Source organism: Streptomyces sp. BK239, from assembly GCF_004217285.1.
Lineage (GTDB): Bacteria > Actinomycetota > Actinomycetes > Streptomycetales > Streptomycetaceae > Streptomyces.
In genome coordinates, this window is sequence record NZ_SHKS01000001.1 from 805188 (window position 1) to 823953 (window position 18766).

18 protein-coding genes are annotated in these 18766 nt (G+C 72.4%); 8 read left to right on the forward strand and 10 right to left on the reverse strand.

What is annotated here, in order from left to right; translation table 11 throughout:
• Together efeB and efeO are read right to left on the reverse strand one after the other, a co-directional pair.
• Complete coding sequence (efeB, locus tag EV567_RS03495; RefSeq protein ID WP_130437067.1) at nt 1–1308, reverse strand: iron uptake transporter deferrochelatase/peroxidase subunit; 1308 nt, start codon at nt 1306–1308, stop codon at nt 1–3.
• Between the two features lie 16 nt (nt 1309–1324).
• Nucleotides 1325–2464, reverse strand: a complete 1140-nt coding sequence (gene efeO, locus EV567_RS03500) for an iron uptake system protein EfeO (protein ID WP_130437068.1) — start codon at nt 2462–2464, stop codon at nt 1325–1327.
• Between the two features lie 267 nt (nt 2465–2731).
• Between efeO and EV567_RS03505 the strand changes: the two genes are divergently transcribed.
• Together EV567_RS03505 and EV567_RS03510 are read left to right on the forward strand one after the other, a co-directional pair.
• On the forward strand, nt 2732–3376 hold the full coding sequence (locus EV567_RS03505; RefSeq protein ID WP_130437069.1) for a PhzF family phenazine biosynthesis protein: 645 nt from the start codon (nt 2732–2734) through the stop codon (nt 3374–3376).
• A gap of 123 nt (nt 3377–3499) precedes the next feature.
• Nucleotides 3500–3712 carry a hypothetical protein gene (locus tag EV567_RS03510; protein WP_130437070.1) on the forward strand — a complete coding sequence of 71 codons (213 nt, stop codon included), beginning with the start codon at nt 3500–3502 and terminating at the stop codon, nt 3710–3712.
• 57 nt (nt 3713–3769) lie between these two features.
• On the opposite strand, the gene EV567_RS03515 is transcribed toward EV567_RS03510, so the two are convergent.
• Nucleotides 3770–4417 carry a heme oxygenase (biliverdin-producing) gene (locus EV567_RS03515; protein WP_130437071.1) on the reverse strand — a complete coding sequence of 216 codons (648 nt, stop codon included), beginning with the start codon at nt 4415–4417 and terminating at the stop codon, nt 3770–3772.
• A gap of 163 nt (nt 4418–4580) precedes the next feature.
• Nucleotides 4581–5438 carry a type I methionyl aminopeptidase gene (map, locus tag EV567_RS03520; RefSeq protein ID WP_130437072.1) on the reverse strand — a complete coding sequence of 286 codons (858 nt, stop codon included), beginning with the start codon at nt 5436–5438 and terminating at the stop codon, nt 4581–4583.
• A gap of 58 nt (nt 5439–5496) precedes the next feature.
• On the opposite strand from map, the gene EV567_RS03525 reads away from it, so the two are divergent.
• The gene (locus EV567_RS03525) at nt 5497–5730 is read left to right on the forward strand and encodes a hypothetical protein (RefSeq protein WP_130437073.1); all 234 of its coding nucleotides are present in this window, start codon (nt 5497–5499) and stop codon (nt 5728–5730) included.
• A 43-nt stretch (nt 5731–5773) separates the two neighbouring features.
• Here the strand turns inward: EV567_RS03525 and EV567_RS03530 are convergent, their stop codons facing one another.
• Together EV567_RS03530 and EV567_RS03535 are read right to left on the reverse strand one after the other, a co-directional pair.
• Complete coding sequence (locus tag EV567_RS03530; RefSeq protein WP_130437074.1) at nt 5774–7123, reverse strand: MFS transporter; 1350 nt, start codon at nt 7121–7123, stop codon at nt 5774–5776.
• Nucleotides 7124–7172: 49 nt separating this feature from the next.
• Nucleotides 7173–7769 (reverse strand): hypothetical protein, encoded by a 597-nt coding sequence (locus EV567_RS03535; protein WP_130437075.1) that lies wholly within the window; start codon nt 7767–7769, stop codon nt 7173–7175.
• A 126-nt stretch (nt 7770–7895) separates the two neighbouring features.
• Here EV567_RS03535 and npdG point away from each other — a divergent pair, with 126 nt between their 5' ends.
• Both npdG and EV567_RS03545 read left to right on the forward strand, forming a co-directional pair.
• Complete coding sequence (npdG, locus tag EV567_RS03540) at nt 7896–8612, forward strand: NADPH-dependent F420 reductase (protein ID WP_130437076.1); 717 nt, start codon at nt 7896–7898, stop codon at nt 8610–8612.
• A gap of 86 nt (nt 8613–8698) precedes the next feature.
• Nucleotides 8699–8878 (forward strand): hypothetical protein, encoded by a 180-nt coding sequence (locus EV567_RS03545; RefSeq protein WP_130437077.1) that lies wholly within the window; start codon nt 8699–8701, stop codon nt 8876–8878.
• On the opposite strand, the gene EV567_RS03550 is transcribed toward EV567_RS03545, so the two are convergent.
• Entirely contained in the window at nt 8868–9668 is an 801-nt protein-coding gene (locus EV567_RS03550) for a site-2 protease family protein (RefSeq protein WP_130437078.1), read from the reverse strand. The genes EV567_RS03545 and EV567_RS03550 overlap by 11 nt on opposite strands.
• A gap of 197 nt (nt 9669–9865) precedes the next feature.
• Here EV567_RS03550 and EV567_RS03555 point away from each other — a divergent pair, with 197 nt between their 5' ends.
• Nucleotides 9866–13177 carry a BTAD domain-containing putative transcriptional regulator gene (locus tag EV567_RS03555; RefSeq protein WP_130437079.1) on the forward strand — a complete coding sequence of 1104 codons (3312 nt, stop codon included), beginning with the start codon at nt 9866–9868 and terminating at the stop codon, nt 13175–13177.
• A 22-nt stretch (nt 13178–13199) separates the two neighbouring features.
• On the opposite strand, the gene EV567_RS03560 is transcribed toward EV567_RS03555, so the two are convergent.
• The 3 genes from EV567_RS03560 to panB form a co-directional block, all read right to left on the reverse strand.
• Entirely contained in the window at nt 13200–14015 is an 816-nt protein-coding gene (locus EV567_RS03560) for an ABC transporter permease (RefSeq protein ID WP_130437080.1), read from the reverse strand.
• On the reverse strand, nt 14012–15040 hold the full coding sequence (locus EV567_RS03565; protein WP_130437081.1) for an ATP-binding cassette domain-containing protein: 1029 nt from the start codon (nt 15038–15040) through the stop codon (nt 14012–14014). Before EV567_RS03565 ends, EV567_RS03560 begins: the two co-directional genes overlap by 4 nt.
• Nucleotides 15041–15172: 132 nt before the next feature.
• Nucleotides 15173–16048 (reverse strand): 3-methyl-2-oxobutanoate hydroxymethyltransferase, encoded by an 876-nt coding sequence (gene panB, locus EV567_RS03570; protein WP_130437082.1) that lies wholly within the window; start codon nt 16046–16048, stop codon nt 15173–15175.
• Between the two features lie 170 nt (nt 16049–16218).
• Here panB and EV567_RS03575 point away from each other — a divergent pair, with 170 nt between their 5' ends.
• Both EV567_RS03575 and EV567_RS03580 read left to right on the forward strand, forming a co-directional pair.
• Nucleotides 16219–17820 carry an MFS transporter gene (locus EV567_RS03575; protein ID WP_130437083.1) on the forward strand — a complete coding sequence of 534 codons (1602 nt, stop codon included), beginning with the start codon at nt 16219–16221 and terminating at the stop codon, nt 17818–17820.
• A gap of 72 nt (nt 17821–17892) precedes the next feature.
• A complete protein-coding gene (locus EV567_RS03580) occupies nt 17893–18528 on the forward strand; it encodes a TetR/AcrR family transcriptional regulator (RefSeq protein WP_242620661.1) in 636 nt (211 codons plus the stop codon).
• The last annotated feature ends 238 nt before the right edge of the window (nt 18529–18766 follow it).

An 18766-nucleotide genomic window follows, 5' to 3' on the forward strand; every position in this document is an offset into this window, starting at 1 on the left:
CTACGCACCCTTCCCGCTGCCGTCGAACAGGGCCCGGCCCCACCAGTCGTCCGCGTCCCGGACGCCGGGCGGGACGGCGAAGACCGCCGAACCGACGTGCTGGATGTACTCGTTGAGCGCGTCGGTCGCCAGGTTGCGCTGGACGGGGATGAAGCCCTTGCGCACGTCCCGCTGGTAGGCGAGGAAGAACAGGCCCGCGTCGAGGCGGCCGAGGCCGTCGGAGCCGTCGGTGAAGGAGTAGCCGCGGCGCAGGATCGTCACCCCGCTGTTGGAGTCGGGGTGCGCGAGCCGCACGTGCGCGTCCGGCTTCATCGCCTTCAGGAACGGCTCGTCCCGCTCCTTGGCCTTGCCGACGGGCGCGCCCTCGCCCTTGTCCCGGCCGAAGATGTCCTCCTGCTCCTGCAGCGAGGTGCGGTCCCACGTCTCGATGTGCATACGGATCCGGCGGGCGACCAGATACGAACCGCCCTTCATCCACGCGGAGTCGGCGTCGACGTCCTTGTCCCCGACCCAGACGAACTTCTCCAGCCGGTCCGTCTCGGTGCCGGCGATGTTGCGGGTGCCGTCCTTGAAGCCCATCAGGTTGCGCGGGGTCTGCGCGTCGGGCGTTGTGGAGGAGGTCTTGCCGAAGCCGAGCTGCGACCAGCGGATGACGACCTTGCCCATGCCGATCCGGGCCAGGTTGCGGATCGCGTGCACAGCGACCTGCGGATCGTCCGCGCAGGCCTGCACGCACAGGTCGCCGCCGCTGCGGGCGGCGTCCAGGTTGTCGCCGGCGAACTGCGGCAGGTCCACCAGCGCCTCGGGCCGCCGCGAGGCCAGGCCGAAGCGGGAGAACAGGGACGGCCCGAAGCCGACGGTCAGCGTCAGCCGGGACGGCTTGAGGCCGAGCGCCTCCCCGGTGTCGTCCGGCGGCGCCTCGGGCAGCCCGCCGTACGCGCCCTCCCCGACGGCCTTCCCGGCCGTCATCAGCCGGGCCGCCTCGGTCCAGTCCTTCAGCAGCTGGACGAACGCGGCGCGGTCGTCGGTCTTCACGTCGAACGCGGCGAAGTGCAGCCGGTCCTGCACCGGGGTGGCGATGCCCGCCTGGTGCGGGCCGTGGAAGGCGACGGCCGCGCCCGCCGAGGCGGCCGGCTCGGCGTCGTCGCCGGTGCGGGCCATCGCGGCCGCGCCGCCGGCCGCGGCGGCCCCGATCGCGAGGCCCGCCCCGCCCCAGCCGATCAGCGTGCGCCGGGTGGGCGAGAGGGGGGTGGTACCGGCGGCGTCCTCGGTGCCTTTGGTGGCCTCGGTGTCCTTGGGGTCTGTCATGACCGTCGCCCTCCGCTCACTTCGCCGTGGCGGCGGCGAGCTTCGACAGCGGCTCCGCGAGTGAGTTCACGCCGTCCGACAGCTCCTTGCGCCCCGCCGCGTCGACCTTGTCGTACGAGGTGAAGTCATAGGTGTTCTTGTTCGCGCGGTACTTGTCCAGCAGCGCTTTCAGCGCGGCGAACTGCTTGTCCAGCTCGGTGACCAGCGCCGCGTCGTTCTCCCGCACCACCGGCTTGAGCAGCTCGTACGACTGCTGCGCGCCCTCCACGTTGGCCTTGAAGTCGACCAGGTCGGTGTGGGAGTAGCGCTCCTCCTCGCCGGTGACCTTGCCGGTGGCGACCTCGTCGAGCAGTTCCTTCGCGCCGTTGGCCATGGAGGTCGGGGTGATCTCCGCCTTGCCGACCCGCTCCTGCCAGTCCTTCAGGTCGGTGACCAGCTGACCGGCGAGCGCCTTCTCCTCGGCGCCGATCTTCTTGTCCTGCCAGAGCGCCTTCTCCAGCCGGTGCCAGCCGGTCCACTTCTGGCCGGCCTCCAGGCCGTCCGCGCGGACGTCGACCTTCGGGTCGATGTCGCCGAAGGACTCCGCGACCGGCTCGGTGCGCTCCCAGCCGATGCGGGAGGTCGCGTACGCCTTCTTCGCCGCCTCGACGTCCCCGGCCTTGACCGCGGCGGCGAACGCCTCCGCCTTGGGCAGCGTCTCGTCGGCCTGCGCCTGCGCGTAGGCGCGGTAGGAGGCCACGGCCTTGTCCAGACGCGGGTCGCGCTTGGCCGCCGCGCCCTCTCCGGTGACCTTGAGGGCCTGGCGGATGCCGTCGCCCTTCATGCCCGGCTTGCAGGCGATCTCGTAGTCGCCGGCCTTCACCTCGGCGGTGACGCGCTGCTTGGTGCCGGGGCCGATGTTCTCGCGCTCGGTCACCACCCGGTCGTCGGGGAAGAGGACGTAGACCTCGGTGACCTTGGAGCCCTTGTTCTCGATGGCCAGCTCGACGTGCCCGGCCGCGATCTCCTTGGTGGAGGTCTCGCACTTGTCGTCGGTGGCGGTCACGTTGATCACGCGGTCGCCGTCGGCGGAGTCGCTCTTCTGCGTGCAGCCCACGGCGGTCAGGGCCACCGCGGCGGCGGTGGCGGTGACGACGGAGAGTCTGACGGCGTGCATGAAGGCTCCCAGGGTGGGCGAAGACAGCGTGACGGCACTCAATGCATGGTGAGGCTCGCCTAACTTAGCTCCCCCTTATCTACCCAGTACCTGTCCGTGCCGTGATTCAGCTCTCATAGACGCTGTAAGAGCACGAGACGATCACGAAGGGGTAAAACGGACACCACGGGAAGGTCAAAGAAAATACAAAGGCCGGCGAGCGTCCGTGCGCATCCGTCAGCGGCTTCTCGCTCGTGGTCCCGGCGTCCGCGATGCTTCAATGCCCGCGTGACTGATTACGACGTGCTCCGCGTCTTCTGCGCGCCCAACGGCGGATACGGCAACGAACTGGGCGTCGTCCGCGACGGTTCCAGGGTGCCCGAGCGGAGCGACCGGCAGGACATCGCGGCGAAACTCGGCTTCAGCGAGACGGTGTTCGTGGACGATCCCGAGCGCGGGGTCGTCGACATCTACACCCCCACCCTGCGCCTGCCCTTCGCCGGCCACCCCTGCGTCGGCACCGCCTGGCTCCTCGACGTGCCCGAACTCGTCACCCCCGCCGGCACGGTGGGCGTCCGCCTGGACGGGGAGTTCAGCTGGATCGAGGCCCGCGCGGAGTGGGCCCCACCGCGCACCCTGCGCCAGTACGCCACCGCCGCCGAGGTGGACGACCTGCCGGTGCCGCCCCCCGGCGAGTGGATCTACGCCTGGGCGTGGGAGGACGAGCCGGCCGGGCGGATCCGCGCCCGCGGCTTCCCCGGCCGCGACGACGGCGTCGAGGAGGACGAGGCGACGGGCGCGGCGGCGCTGCTCCTCACCGACCGCCTGGGCCGGGCGCTGAACATCACCCAAGGTGCGGGTTCCCAGATCCTCACCGCCCCGCAGCCGTTCGGCTGGGTGGAGATCGGCGGCCGGGTGCTGCTGGAGCGCTGAATGGTACTCAGGGTGCGGGCGTCCGGCGTGTTCTGGAGGGCCGTACGGGTGGTGGCGCGTGTGCGCTGGGTGACGAGCGGTTACCTCTGGGCGTGACCACACCGCCTCCGTGAGAGGAGCACCATGCGTATCCGCTCTGCCCTGGCCGCCGCCGCCCTCGGGATCGCCCTGGCCGCCACCGGTGCGACGAGCGCCGTCGCCGACGAGCAGCCGCACCACGACGGCCCCAAGCACCACTACGCCGTGGACGAGGTGTGCAGCCCCTACATCGGCTTCGTCGACACCGCCGCCAGCGACATCTTCTGGGCCGGCGCGCACTGCGACAGCGTCCGCTGACCCGACGCCGCCACGGCGCCGGCACCGGGCCTCCTCCCGCCGTGGACGGAGGCCCGGTCAGGCCGACAGCGGGAACTCCTCGCCCAGCTCCCGGAACACCGCCGTGTTCAGCGCGAACGCCTTCCTGCACTCCGCCACGACCCGCTGTTTCTCCAGGTCGTCGGCGCGCACCGCGTCCAGCAGTTCCCGGTACCCGCGCTTGAACGCGGCCGGGTTGCCTATCTCCTCGAAGACGTAGAAGCGGACGCCGTCGCCCTTCCTCTCGAAGCCCCAGGCCTTCTCGGCGCGGTCGCGGATGATCTGCCCGCCGGAGAGGTCGCCGAGGTAGCGGGTGTAGTGGTGGGCCACGTACCCGGCCGGCCAGCGCTCGGCGCACTCCCGCACCCGCTCCGCGTACGCCCGGGTTGCCGGCAGCGCGGACATCCCGGCCCGCCAGCCGGGGCCCCGCAGATGCGCGAGGTCCCGCTCCAGCGCGCCGCGCCGGAACAGCTCCGGCCGGATGAACGGACCGGCCACCGCATCCGACGCGAGACGCCCGGCCTCCGACTCCAACGCCTCGTAGACGAACCACAGTTGCTCGGTGTACCGCGTGTACGCGTCGACGCCGAGACGGCCGCCGAGCAGGTCGCTCATGAACGTGGAGGTCTCCGCTTCCACGTGCTGCTCGTGGGACGCGGCGCGGATGACGTTCGAGAAGGAGTCCATGGCCCGGAATCTTCCGTGGTTAGGGTCACCTAAGTCAATGAGGTGCCGACTCTCTGTCGGCAAGTTTACCGACAACCTGTCGGAAAGACTCGTCGGCGGGCGAGTGCCCGGTACGGCGAAAAGCCCGCCCTCGCGAGGAGAGCGGGCTTGTGAGCGCGAGGTCCTACGGCAGCGTGAGGATGTCCGCGCCCGACTCCGTCACCACCAGGGTGTGCTCGAACTGCGCGGTCCGCTTGCGGTCCTTCGTCACGACCGTCCAGCCGTCGTCCCACATGTCGTACTCGTGGGTGCCCAGCGTCAGCATCGGCTCGATGGTGAACGTCATCCCGGGGCGCATCACGGTCGTCGCGTGCGGGCTGTCGTAGTGCGGGATCACCAGTCCGGAGTGGAAGGACGAGTTGATGCCGTGACCGGTGAAGTCCCGCACCACCCCGTAGCCGAACCGCTTCGCGTACGACTCGATGACCCGCCCGATCACATTGACCTGCCGGCCCGGCCGGACCGCCTTGATCGCGCGGGCGAGCGACTCCCTGGTGCGCTCCACCAGCAGCCGGCTCTCCTCGTCGACGTCCCCGACCAGGTAGGTCGCGTTGTTGTCGCCGTGCACCCCGCCGATGTACGCCGTCACGTCCAGGTTGACGATGTCACCGTCCCGCAGCACCGTCGAGTCCGGGATGCCGTGGCAGATCACCTCGTTGACCGACGTGCACAGCGACTTGGGGAAGCCGCGGTAGCCGAGCGTGGAGGGGTAGGCCCCGTGGTCGCACATGTACTCGTGCGCCACCCTGTCCAGCTCGTCGGTCGTCACTCCCGGCGCGATCAGCTTCGCCGCCTCCGCCATCGCCCGCGCGGCGATCCGGCCGGCGACGCGCATCGCCTCGATCGTCTCGGGGGTCTGCACCTCCGGCCCGGTGTAGGGAGTGGGCGCCGGTTTGCCGACGTACTCGGGACGGCGGATGTTTCCGGGCACGGAACGGACGGGGGACAGCTCCCCGGGCACGAGCAGCGACTGGCTGGACATGCCGGCGAGTCTAACGAGCCGCCGTGGGGGAACATGACGGTGGCGAGAGGAGCTGGTCATGCCCCTGTTCAAGAAGCACACCGCCGGCAAGCCCGGCGAGTGGTTCTACTGTCTGGAGCACAAGAAGGTCGAGGAGGGCCCGGACTGCCCGGGCAAGGACCGTTTCGGTCCGTACGCCACGCGCGGTGAGGCGGAGCACGCGATGGAGACCGCCCGCGAGCGCAACCTCCAGTGGGAGAACGACCCCAAGTGGCACGACGCCCCCACGGGCGGCACCACGGACGACGACTGACGGCGGGGGCCCGGCCGCAAGGCCTGCCGGGCCCCCGCCCCGGTCAGCTCCCCACCGCGGGCGCCGAGCCCTCCCGGCTCCCGCGCCGCTGCTCGCGCAGCCGGACCGCGTGCTCGTTCGTCCGGGCGTCGTAGCGCATCAGGCCCGGCAGACACAGGGCCAGCAGGCCCACCGTGCCCACGCAGAGCAGCCCGCCCGACCACACGGACGCCCGCACTCCGAGCAGGCCGGCGAACCCGCCCGCGCGGACCTGCCCGAGCTGCGGACCCACCGAGTACGACAGCAGCTCGATCCCGGCGAGCCGGCCGCGCAGCCCGTCCGGGATCGTCTGGTTCCACATGGCGGCCCGGAAGACGCCGCTCACCATGTCGCAGGCCCCCGCGACGACCAGGCACAGCAGCACCAGCCACACGTTCCGGGTGAGCCCGGCCCCGGCTATCGCCACGCCCCACAACGCGGCCGAGAGCGCGACCATCCGGCCGTGCCGGTGGATCCGCGAGGTCCAGCCGCTGGTCAGGCTCACCAGCAGCGCACCCGCCGGCACACTCGCGTACATCAGCCCGAGCGCCCACTCGGCGTCCAGCTCGTCCGCGAGGAACGGCAGCAGCGCGAGCGGCATCGCCAGGAACATCGCCGCCAGGTCGACGGCGTACGTGCCGAGCAGCTCCTTGCGGCTCCAGGCGTACCGCGCGCCCTCGGCGATCGCCCGCAGCGAGGGCCTGGCCGCCTCGTGGGCGGCGGGGGAGGCGGCGATCCCCACCGTCAGGGCCACCGAGACGGCGAACGTCGCGAAGTCCGCCGCGTACGCCCAGCCGAGCCCCGCGTAGGCCACGACCACGCCCGCCACGGCCGGTCCGGCCACCCCGCCGACCGTCCAGCGCAGCGCGTTCAGCGAGGCCGCCGCGGGCAGGTGCTCGTGCGCCACGATCCTCGGCCACAGCGAGTCCAGCGCCGGCCGCTGCACCGACACCAGCGCCGAGGACAGCGCCGCCACGACGTACAGCGGCCACACGGCGGGCGTCGGCAGCAGCACGTTCAGCAGCAGCACCGCCGACAGCAGGCCCTGACCGGCCTCCGTCCACAGGATCAGCTTCCGCTTGTCCCAGGCGTCCGCGAGCGCACCGCCGTACAGCCCGAACACCACCAGCGGCACCAGCTCCACGGCCCCGATCGCGCCGACCGCCGCGGCGGACCCCGTCAGCTCCTTCAGCTGCACGGGCAGCGCGACGAAGGTGAGGAAGCTGCCGAAGTTCGACACCAGCCCGGCCGCCCACAGCCGCCGGAAGTCACGCGAGGCCCGCCACGGGGCGAGATCCGGAAGCAGCGCCCGCAGACCGGAGGGCGGGGCGCCGGTGGCGGGGGGAGGGGCCGTGGTGGGGGAATCGTCGGTCACGAGGGGCCATGGTCGGCACGGGACCGTTCCGGGGCAACCGCTTTTCCGCTCACCACAGGGGCGGCGGCGGGGCCGTCAGGTGTTCCGCCAGCTGGGACAGGCGGTCGCGGAAGCGGCGGCGGGGGCGTTCCGGCGGCGAGGACTCGCCGGCCGCCGCGCTCACCAGGTGCTGCACGGTGTCCAGGTCCAGCTCCGAGCCGTCCGGCACCGTCAGCGCCTCGTGCGCCAGCGCCGTCAGTTCCCGCCCGCCCGGACCGAGGGCGAGGACCGTCACCCCGGCCCGGCGGGCGTCGGACACCCGCTCCAGCAGCGGCGCGTCCCCCTCCGGCGCCGCCACCAGCAGCGTCTCGCCCCGCCGCGCCGCCTCGATCCGGCCGAGGCCCACCGCCAGATGCGCGGGATCCGAGGGACGCGCGCGGTGGCGCACCAGCGTGGGCGCCAGCTCCGGCGTCCCCGACCACGCCGCCTCGTCCACCAGATGCGCGGCCAGATGCCACGGCTCGTGCTCCGCGGTGCCCACGAGCAGCAGCCCGCCCCCGTGCGCGAGCACCGACCCCCGCAGCACCGCGCCGAACCTGCGGGTGGCCCCCAGCCACTCCGTCCCGGCGAGCACCTCACGCAGCAGCGCGACCCGTACGGCGTCCATGCGCCGGCATCCTGCCGCACCCGGCCCGGCCCGGCGCGGGATTCGCCCGGGATTCCCCCGACCCGGGGAACCCGCCCGCCGCCACCCCGCCCCACGGGGCCGCTCAGGCGCACGTAAAGTCGGCCCATGACCTCTAGCGACAGCGCACAGAACGCCCCCGCGAAGGCCCCCGCCAAGGACCCGTGGGACCTGCCCGACGTCTCCGGGCTCGTGGTCGGCGTGCTCGGCGGGACCGGACCGCAGGGCAAGGGCCTCGCCTACCGGCTCGCCAAGGCCGGCCAGAAGGTGATCATCGGCTCACGTGCCGCGGACCGCGCGCAGGCCGCAGCGGAGGAGCTCGGCCACGGCGTCGAGGGCGCCGACAACGCCGAGACCGCCCGCCGCAGCGACATCGTGATCGTCGCCGTTCCGTGGGACGGCCACGGCAAGACCCTGGATGCCCTGCGCGGGGAACTCGCGGGCAAGCTCGTCGTGGACTGCGTCAACCCGCTCGGCTTCGACAAGAAGGGCGCCTACGCGCTGAAGCCCGAGGAGGGCAGCGCCGCCGAGCAGGCCGCAGCCCTGCTGCCCGACTCCCGCGTCGCCGCCGCCTTCCACCACCTGTCGGCCGTCCTCCTCCAGGACCCCGCGATCGACGAGATCGACACCGACGTGATGGTGCTGGGCGAGGAGCGCGCCGACGTGGAGATCGTGCAGGCGCTGGCCGGCCGTATCCCCGGCATGCGCGGCGTGTTCGCCGGCCGGCTGCGCAACGCCCACCAGGTGGAGGCGCTCGTCGCCAACCTGATCTCCGTCAACCGCCGCTACAAGGCGCACGCCGGGCTCCGGGTCACCGACGTGTGAGACGCGAGAGCGATGGGGGACACTGGTCGGCGTAGGACCGGTGTCCCCTCGGTACCCCTGGCAGCCCTGGTAGGAGAACAGCCCCCATGCCCCGCCTCGCTCTCTACTCCCTCGCCGTCTGCGTCCTCGCCGTCGCCGCGGCCGTGGTCTCCTTCGTCCAGGGCAGCTGGCTGGGCGTCGTATGGGTGCTGCTCGCCGGCCTCACGTCCAACATGACCTGGTACTACGCCCGGCGCGAGCGGATCCGCCGGTCCGTCAGGGGCTGACCGAGCAGATGTCCGGCGTGCCCTCCCAGAAGCGGTAGAGGGTCTGACCGCAGTACGTCTCGACGTCCCCGATGCCGAGGCCGCGCAGCGCCGCGTCGACCACGTCGAAGAACGCGGAGTTCACCGCCGGCAGCCACAGCAGCGCGAACACGAACAGCAGCCCGAACGGCGCGAACGGCTCCACCTGGCGTTTCACCCCGTACGGCAGCCAGGGCTCCAGGACGCCGTAGCCGTCGAGGCCCGGCACCGGCAGGAAGTTCAGGAGCGCCGCGGTGACCTGGAGCAGGGCCAGGAACGCGAGCGCGTAGCGGAAGTCCGCCGGCACGCCGTCCAGCGAGTCCAGCCAGAACGGCGCGGTGCACACGGCGGCGAACAGCACGTTCGTCAGCGGCCCCGCCGCCGAGATCAGACTGTGCCGCCACCGCCCCCTGATCCGGCCCCGCTCGATGAACACGGCACCGCCGGGCAACCCGATCCCGCCCATGATCACGAACAGCACGGGCAGCACGATGCTGAGCAGGGCGTGGGTGTACTTCAGGGGATTGAGCGTCAGATACCCCTTGGCGCCGACGCTGATGTCCCCCGAGTGCAGGGCGGTACGGGCGTGCGCGTACTCGTGCAGGCACAGGGAGACGATCCAGGCGGCCGTCACGAACAGGAACACGGCCACCCCGGGCTGCGCGGCGAACCCGGTCCAGGTGGCCCACCCCGTGACCGCGGTGACGGCCGCGATCCCGACGAAGACGGGACTGATCCGCCGGTCACTGCGACGACTGAGGGCGGTGGTCATGAGGGCAGGACTCCTGAGGTCGGAACATCGGGTGTGCGGGTCGACGGTACCGGTGGTGTGAGGGGAACGCCCCGCGGCGACCCGGGGTTCCTCGGGGCGCGCGAGCCGGGAGCCGCAACATCCGGAGCGGATCAGTCCGTAACGGCGGGGCCCGGGGCGGGAAACCCGGGGGCGTCAGGGGTGTGTCGCCGGAGAGAATGAACCCCGTGCGCTACCGCATCCTCGGAACCACTCAGGCCATCCGTCCCGACGGCACTCCCGTCGCCGTCGGCGGTGCGCGGCTGCGCGCGCTGCTCACCGTCCTCGCGTTGCGCGCCGGGCGGACCGTGCCCGCCGGGCTGCTGGTGCAGGAGGTGTGGTCCGGGGACCCGCCCGCCGACGCGCCGGGCGCGCTCCAGGCGCTCGTCGGGCGGCTGCGCCGGGTCCTCGGCGCGGAGGCCCTCGTCTCGGCGGAGGGCGGCTACCGGCTCGCCGCCGGCCCCGACGCCGTCGACCTGCACCGCTTCGAGCGGCTGACCGGCGACGGGCTGCGCGCACTCGCCGACGGCGACCCCGCCAAGGCGGCCCTCCTCCTCGACGACGCCCTCGCCCTGTGGCGGGACCCGGCCCTCGCCGACCTGCCCGACCGCACCTCCGAGGCCGCCCGGTGGGAGGCCCGCCGCCTCGACGCCGTCCGCGGCCGCCACACCGCCGCCCTCGCCCTCGGCCACGGCGAGCAGTCGCTGCCCGAGCTGACCGCGCTGTGCGGCGAACACCCCCTGGACGAGCCGCTCCAGGCGCTGCGCCTGCGCACCCTGCGCGCCGCCGGCCGCACCGCCGAGGCCCTCGTCGCCTACGACGGCATACGCCGGCTCCTGGCCGACCGCCTCGGCTCCGACCCGGGGCCCGAACTGCGCTCCGTGCACGCCGAGTTGCTCTCCTCCGGCGATCCGTCGCCCGCCGCGGAGCCCGCGCCTGCCCCGGTCCGGGCGCCGGCTCCCGCCCCCGCCCCGGGCAACCTCCGCGCGCGGCTCACCTCGTTCGTCGGGCGGGAGGGCGACATCGAGGTCATCCGCGCCGACCTCGCCGGCGCGCGGCTCGTCACACTGCTCGGGCCCGGCGGGGCCGGCAAGACACGGCTGTCGCAGGAGGCCGCCGAGGCCGTGCGCGGCGGCCTGGCCGACGGGGTGTGGCTGGCCGAACTGGCGCCCGTCGCCGACCCCGACGCCGTACCGCAGGCCGTCCTCACCGCCCTGGGCGCACGCGAGACCGTGCTGTACGGCGCCGGCGCCGAGGAGATGCGCGCGGTCGCCGAACGGCACGACGACCCCGTGGAGCGGCTGATCGAGCACTGCTCCCGGCGCCGCATGCTGATCGTCCTCGACAACTGCGAGCACGTCGTCGGGGCCGCCGCCCGTCTCGCCGAGGAACTCCTCGCGCACTGCCCCGGTCTGACGATCCTGGCCACCAGCCGTGAACCCCTCGGCGTGCCCGGAGAGACGCTGCGTCCCGTCGACCCGCTGCCCGAACCGGCCGCGCTGCGCCTGCTGGCCGACCGGGGCGCCGCCGCAAGACCCGGCTTCCGCGTCGACGCCGACGACGAGACCGCCGCGGCCTGCGCCGAGATCTGCCGCCGCCTGGACGGCCTGCCCCTCGCCATCGAACTCGCCGCCGCCCGGCTGCGGATGCTGACCGCCCGCCAGATCGCCGACCGCCTCGACGACCGGTTCCGGCTCCTCACCTCGGGCAGCCGCACCGTCCTGCCCCGCCAGCAGACCCTGCGCGCCGTCGTCGACTGGTCCTGGGACCTGCTCGACGAGGACGAACGCGAAGTCCTCTGCAGGCTCTCGGTGTTCGCCCGCGGCTGCGACCTCGCCGCCGCCGAGGCCGTCTGCGGCCCCGCCGCCCTCGACGCGCTCGGCTCCCTCGTCGACAAGTCGCTGGTCGTCGCCGCCCCGGCCACCGACGGCGCGATGCGCTACCGGCTCCTGGAGACCGTCGCCGAGTACGCCGGCGAACGCCTCGACGAGTCAGGCGACCGCGGCGCCGCCGAACGCGCCCACCTCACCCACTACCGCGAAGTGGCCCGCACCACCGAACCGTTGCTGCGCGGCCCCCGGCAGGGCGCCGCCATCGCCCGGTTCCAGCTGGAGTACGAGAACCTGCGCACCGCGCTGCGCCGGGCCGTCGCCGCCCGCGACGAGCAGGAGGGGCTCTGCCTCATCCTGTCCCTCGCCGCCTACTGGCAGATGCGCGACCTGCGCATCGAGGCCCGCGCCTGGTGCGAGGCGGTCATGGCCCTCGGCCCTGACCCCTTCACCGAGCCCGTCCGCCCCGCCGCCCCCGTGTGGAAACCCTGCACCGACGCCCCGCCGCCGATGACCGGCGAGGTCCTCGCCGAGGCCCGGCGCGGCGTCCACCTGGCCCATCTCGCCTGCATGGACACGGACCTGGCTGCCTGGGAGACCCCCGAGGCGCAGACGAAGCTGCGGGTCATCGCCGAGACCTACCGGCCCGGTCTCCCGCAGACCTGCCGGGTGCCGGGCATGCTCTGGTTCTACGCCGTGATGCTCAGCGGCGACGCGGACCGCGTCCGCGTGATCATCGACGCCAACATCCGCACCTGCCGCGACACCCCCGGCTACGAGTGGGAGCTCGCGGCCTGCCTCCATATGCGCGCCAACGTCCTGGCCAACCGCTCGGACTGGGCCGGCGACGCGCTGGCCGACGCCGACGAGGCGCTGGAGATCTTCCGCCGTGTCGGCGACGCCTGGGGCACCGCCGAGGCCCTCTCGGCGCGTGCCGAGGCCCACGAACGGCTGGGCCGCTACCTGGAGGCCGCCGCCCTCTACGAGGAGGCCATGGAGCACGCCGAACGGCTCGGCGCCCGCGCCCAGTTCTCCGTCCTGTCGGCCCGGCTGGGCGCCGCGCTGCTGGAGGCCGGAGAAACCGAGCGGGGCGAGCGGATCCTGATGGAGGTGCTGGACGAGGTGGGCGGCACGCACACCGAGGCGATGCCGTTCAGCCGTATCGTCCTCGCCGCCTGGACCAGCATCACCGGCCGCGTCGCGGAGGCCCGCGAGCACATCCGAAGCCTGCGCGAGGACTTCGCGATCGCCCACTTCGTGGTCTTCGACACGTTCATCCTCAGCCAGGAGGCCTGGCTGGACGCCCTCGAGGGCTGCCACGCCGAGTCCCGGGAGAAGATCCGGCGCGGACTGGAGATGGCCATGACCCCGCTGGCGCAGGCCATGTCCCCGCACGTCCAGTCGGTGTTCCTGACCGTCGCCGCCCTCGCCCTCGCCGAGGGCGACGCGGACGCGGCCGGCGGCGGGGCACGCGACGGCGCCCGCTGCCTCGGGGCCGCCGACGCGCAACTGCCCCCCGGTCATCTGCGCACCGCCGCGGAGCGCGTCGTCCGCGAGCGCGCCGAGGCCGCCGTACGGGCCGCGCTCTCCGCCGAGGAGTACACGGCCGCCTACGACGAGGGCGGCGCCCTCACCGGAGAGGAGGCCGCCGCCCTGGTCTGAACGCCTCACAGGAGGATCCCGGTCAGTTCTTCGTACGGAACTTGTGGATGGCGACGGGAGCCGCCACCGCGGTGATCAGCACCGACCAGGCCAGGGTCACCCACAGGTCGTGCGCGACCGGGCCGCCGACCATCAGCCCCCGGGCCGCGTCGGCCAGCGTGGACAGCGGGTTGTAGTCGGTGAAGGTCTGGAGCCAGCCCGGCATCGACTGCGTCGGCGCGAAGATCGACGAGCCGAACTGGAGCGGGAACAGCACCAGGAAGCCCATGGCCTGCACGGACTGCGCGCTCTTGAGGATCACGCCCAGGGTGAGGAACACCCACATGATCGACGAGGCGAACACCGTGGACAGGCCCACGGCCGCGAACAGGCCGGGCCAGCTGTGGATCTCGAAGCCGACCAGCACCGCGACGACCATCAGCACGGACGTGGCGAACAGCATCCGCATCAGCTCGACGGAGATCTTCGCGAACAGCACCGAGCCGCGCCCGATCGGCAGCGACCGGAACCGGTCCATGACACCGGAGTTGAAGTCCTGGCTGAAGCCGGTCCCCACGCCCTGCGACAACGTCATGCTCATCATCGCGATCATGCCGGGGATCACGTACTGCACGTACCCGTCCTGACCGCCGCCCAGGGCCTGCCCGATCGAGCCGCCGAAGACGTACACGAACAGCAGGGTGAAGACGATCGGCATGGCCAGCGCGTCGAACATCGACTCCGGGTCCTGCCGGATCCACAGCAGGTTGCGGCGGACGAGGGCGCCGGTGTGGCGCAGATGGCCTCGCAGGGTGATCCGCGCGTCGGCGGCAGGCTGGGTGAGGGTGGCGGAGCTCATACGGCGACCTCTTCGCGGTTGTCGGCGGGCACGGTGTCCTGCGGGGCGCCGGCGCGGTGGCCGGTGAGGGACAGGAACACCTCGTCCAGGCTGGGGAGTTCGGTGGTGACGGAGGAGAGCGTGATGCCGCGCGCGGTGACCGCGCCGATCACGGCGGTGAGTTGCTCGTCGCTGAGGACCGGCACCAGCACCGAACCGCGCTCGGCGTCGACGGTCGTGCCGGCGAGCCCGGTGACGCCCAGGTCGTCGATCCAGCCCGCCAGCGGCCGCAGTTGCGCCGGATCGGCCGGGCGGACCCGCAGGGCGCGGCCGCCGACCTTCGCCTTCAGCTCCTCGATGCCGCCGCCCGCGATGACCTTGCCCCGGTCGACCACGGTCAGCTCGGTGGCGAGCTGCTCGGCCTCCTCCATGTACTGGGTGGTCAGCAGCACGGTCACACCGTCGCCGACCATGCGCTTGACCTCGTCCCACACCTCGTTGCGGGTGCGCGGGTCCAGACCGGTGGTCGGCTCGTCGAGGTACAGCACCGCGGGGCGGCCGATCATCGACGCGGCCAGGTCCAGGCGGCGGCGCATGCCCCCGGAGTAGGTGCTCGCGGGGCGCTTGGCGGCCTCGGTGAGGGAGAACCGCTCCAGGAGTTCGTCGGCGCGGGCGCGGGCCTCCCTGCGGGACAGGTCCAGCAGGCGGCCGATCATGTACAGGTTCTCCCAGCCCGGGAGCTTCTCGTCGACCGAGGCGTACTGGCCGGTCAGACCGATGACCCTGCGCAACTGGCGGGGCTGGTGGACGACGTCGTAGCCGGCGACGGTGGCCTGCCCGGCGTCGGGGGTGAGGAGGGTGGAGAGGATGCGGACGAGGGTGGTCTTGCCGGCGCCGTTGGGGCCGAGCACCCCCATCACGGTGCCCTCCCGGACGTCGAGGTCCACCCCGTCCAGGGCCTTGGTCTCGCCGTAGTGCTTGACCAGGCCCCGGACGGTGACGGCGGTCCCCGTGGCGGCACTGGGGTTCTTGTCGGTTCGCGTCATGGGAACGACAGTGCCGCCCCCCACCGACAGACGGCCGACAAGCCGCGCCCGCCGCCCGCGGACCGCCTGCAAACCGCCTACAGGCGACCGACAGAGCTCAGGCGGGACGACTCAGCCGTCGGCCGGCGGACCTCAGTGGACCGAGTGCTGCTCCGTCGGGAACGTCCCGCCGACGACCTCGTCCGCGAACGCCCTGGCCGCCCCGCTCATGACCTCGCGGAGGTTCGCGTACTGCTTGACGAACTTCGGCATCCGCCCACCGGTCAGGCCCAGCATGTCCGTCCAGACGAGGACCTGCGCGTCCGTCTCGGCCCCGGCCCCGATGCCGACCGTGGGGATGTGCAGCACGCGCGTCACCTCGGCGGCCAGCTCCGCCGGCACCAGCTCCAGCACGACCGCGAACGCCCCGGCGTCCTGCACCGCCTTCGCGTCCCGCAGCAGCTGCGCGGCCGCCTCCTCGCCGCGCCCCTGGACGCGGTAGCCCATGGCGTTCACCGACTGCGGGGTCAGGCCGATGTGGGCCATGACCGGGATGCCGGACTCCACCAGCAGCTCGATCTGCCGGTGCGAGCGCTCGCCGCCCTCCAGCTTCACGGCGCCGACCCCGGCCTCCTTCACCAGGCGGGTCGCCGAGCGCAGCGCCTGCACCGGGCCCTCCTGGTAGGACCCGAACGGCAGGTCGCCGACGATGAGGGCACGCCGGGTGCCCCGTACGACGGCCGCCGACAGCATGGTCATCTCGTCGAGGGTGACGGGGACGGTCGTGTCGTACCCCAGGTGACAGTTGCCCGCCGAGTCGCCGACGAGCATCACGGGGATGCCGGCCTCGTCGAAGACGGACGCGGTCATCGCGTCGTAGGCGGTCAGCATGGGCCACTTCTCGCCGCGCTCCTTGGCGGCGGCGATGTCGCGAACGGTGATGCGGCGCGTGCCCTTGCCCCCGTACAGCGCGGTGCTGCCGTCGGAGGGAGTCGACTTCGCAGTCTGGGCAGCCGAAAGCTGCGTCATTGCAACGGCTCCTAACGTCATCTCGAGGCGCCCTCACGGCGTCCCCGGACCACTGCCCATGGTGGCACCTCGGCACAGGGAGAGCCAGACCGGCTCCTGTGGGTAAGACCTCAGTAAGAGAATTCCGATACGAGACGGTCTCGTATCGGAATGCCCCTAGCCTCGACCGCATGACTACTCCCGCCGCTTCCACCGGGCCGGCAGCCTCCCGCATACCCGAAGAGGTCCACAGACGCCGCTGGGCGATCCTCGCCGTGCTGATGTTGAGCCTGCTGATCGTCGTCCTCGACAACTCGATCCTCAACGTCGCGATCAAGACCATCTCGACCCCCGCGCCGACCGGTCTGGGCGCCACCCAGAGCGAGCTGGAGTGGGCGATCAACTCCTACACGCTCGTCTTCGCGGGACTGCTGTTCTCCGCCGGTCTGCTCGGTGACCGCGTGGGCCGCAAGAAGGTCCTGCTCGGCGGTCTCGCCGTGTTCGGCATCGGCTCCGCGCTCGCCGCCGAGTCGGGCTCGCCCGCCCAGCTCATCGCCTTCCGCGCGGTGATGGCGCTCGGCGCCGCCTTCGTGATGCCGGCCACCCTGGCCGTCCTGATGAACGTCTTCGAGCGGGAGGAACAGCCCAAGGCGATCGGCCTGTGGGCCGGCGGGGTGGGTCTCGCGATCGCCATCGGCCCCATCACCGGCGGTCTGCTCCTGGACCACTTCTGGTGGGGCTCGGTCTTCCTGATCAACGTGCCGATCGTGCTCCTCGCCATCGCGCTGATGCTGTGGCTGGTGCCCGACTCCCGGGACCCGAACCCCGGCCGGATCGACCCCGTCGGCGTCGTCCTGTCCGTCGTCGGCCTGGTCCTGCTCGTCTACGGCATCATCAAGGGCGGCGAGCTCGCCGACTTCTCCGACCCGACCGTCCTGTCGACGATCGGCGCCGGCCTCCTCGTCCTGGTCGCGTTCGTCCTGTTCGAGAAGCACAGCGACCATCCCTCCATCGACGTCACCTACTTCAAGAACAAGGTGTTCTCGGCCGCGATCAGCGTCATCGCGCTGGTCTTCTTCGCGCTGATGGGCGTGACGTTCTTCGCCGTCTTCTACACCCAGAGCGTGCGCGGCTACTCGCCGCTGCAGACCGGTCTGCTGATGCTGCCGCTGGCCGCCGCCCAGATGATCTTCGCGCCGCGGGCCCGGCTGGTGGTCGACCGCTTCGGCATCAAGGTCACCACCACGACCGCCATGCTCGTCATCGCCGCCACCCTGGTGGCGTTCGCCACGCTCGACGAGGACACCCCGATCTGGATCCTCGAGGTCGTCTTCTTCCTCATGGGCGCCGGGATGGCCCACATCATGACCCCCACCAGCGTCGTCATCATGCAGGCCCTGCCCCGCGAGAAGGCCGGCTCCGCCTCCGCGCTCAGCAACACCTTCCGCCAGGTCGGCGGCGCGCTCGGCATCGCCGTCCTCGGCTCCGTGCTGTCCACCGCGTACCGCACCGGCATCGAGGACCGGCTCGGCGCGCTCCCGCCCGGGCTGCGCGAGACGGCGGGGGAGTCCATCGAGGCGACCCTCGGCGTCGCGTCCAGGCTGGGCGACCAGGGCAAGGCGCTGGTCGGCCCCGCCGACGCCGCCTTCCTGCACGCGATGCACGTCACCGCGCTGTGGGGGGCCGGCGTGGCGGTGGTGGGCGCCGTCGTCGTCGGGATGTTCCTGCCCGGCAAGCCGAAGGCGCCCCGAACGGCCGAGAAGGACGAGGACTTGGTGCGGGCCGAGTCGTAGGTCCGGCCGGCGGGCTGTCCCCTGAGCGACAATCTCCCCAGTGTTCCCGGTACGACGAAGGGACGGACACACGTGAGCCTCGCCGAAAGCGACACCGGTGTGGAGCAGCCCGCACGCGGGCGACCCCGCAGCGAGGCGGTGGAACGGGCCATCATCGAGGGGACGATGAGACTGCTGGAGGAGGGGGTTCCGCTCGGTGAGGTGTCCATCGAGCGGATCGCCCGCACCGCCGGCGTCGGCAAGGCGACCATCTACCGCCGCTGGAGCGGCAAGGCGGAACTCTTCATCGACGTGCTGCGGGCCGTCGAACCCGAGGACCTCGCCCTGCCCGGCACCTCCCTGCGCGACGACCTGGTCGTGCTGCTGGAGTCGATGCGCCGGCGCGGACTGGCCAACCGGTCCTCCGCGCTGCTGCACAACGTCCTCGCCCAGATGAAGAGCAGCCCCAGCCTGTGGGCGGAGTACCACAACACGGTCGTCGCGCCGCGCCGCAGGCTCGGCCTCGAACTCCTGCGCCGGGGCCGGGAGAACGGCGATCTGCGCGCCGACCTCGACCTGGAGCTGATGTACGACATCGTCATCGGCCCCATGCTGGTGCGGACCGTGCTGCACCCCGACGCCGACCTTGCCGACGGGCTCGCGGAGCGGATGGTCGACGCCGTGCTGGCCGGCCTACGGGACGTCAGTTCGGTGCCGTCCACGCCCTGATGTGAGCGTTTCGTCACAGGCCTGTCCCCGGCTCCGACGACCGGAACCCTGCGCACCGCCCCCTTCGTCATCGTCGCCGTACGGCCGTCACGGACGGCAGGACCAGGGCCGGACATCCCCTAGGGTCGTACCCGGGGGACGGACGGTGCACGGCAGGCAGTGAGGCGACGGTATGGCGCGGCAGGCGTACATGACGGAGACGGAGAACGGCGGCTCGGGGCCCGAGCGCCGAGGAGCC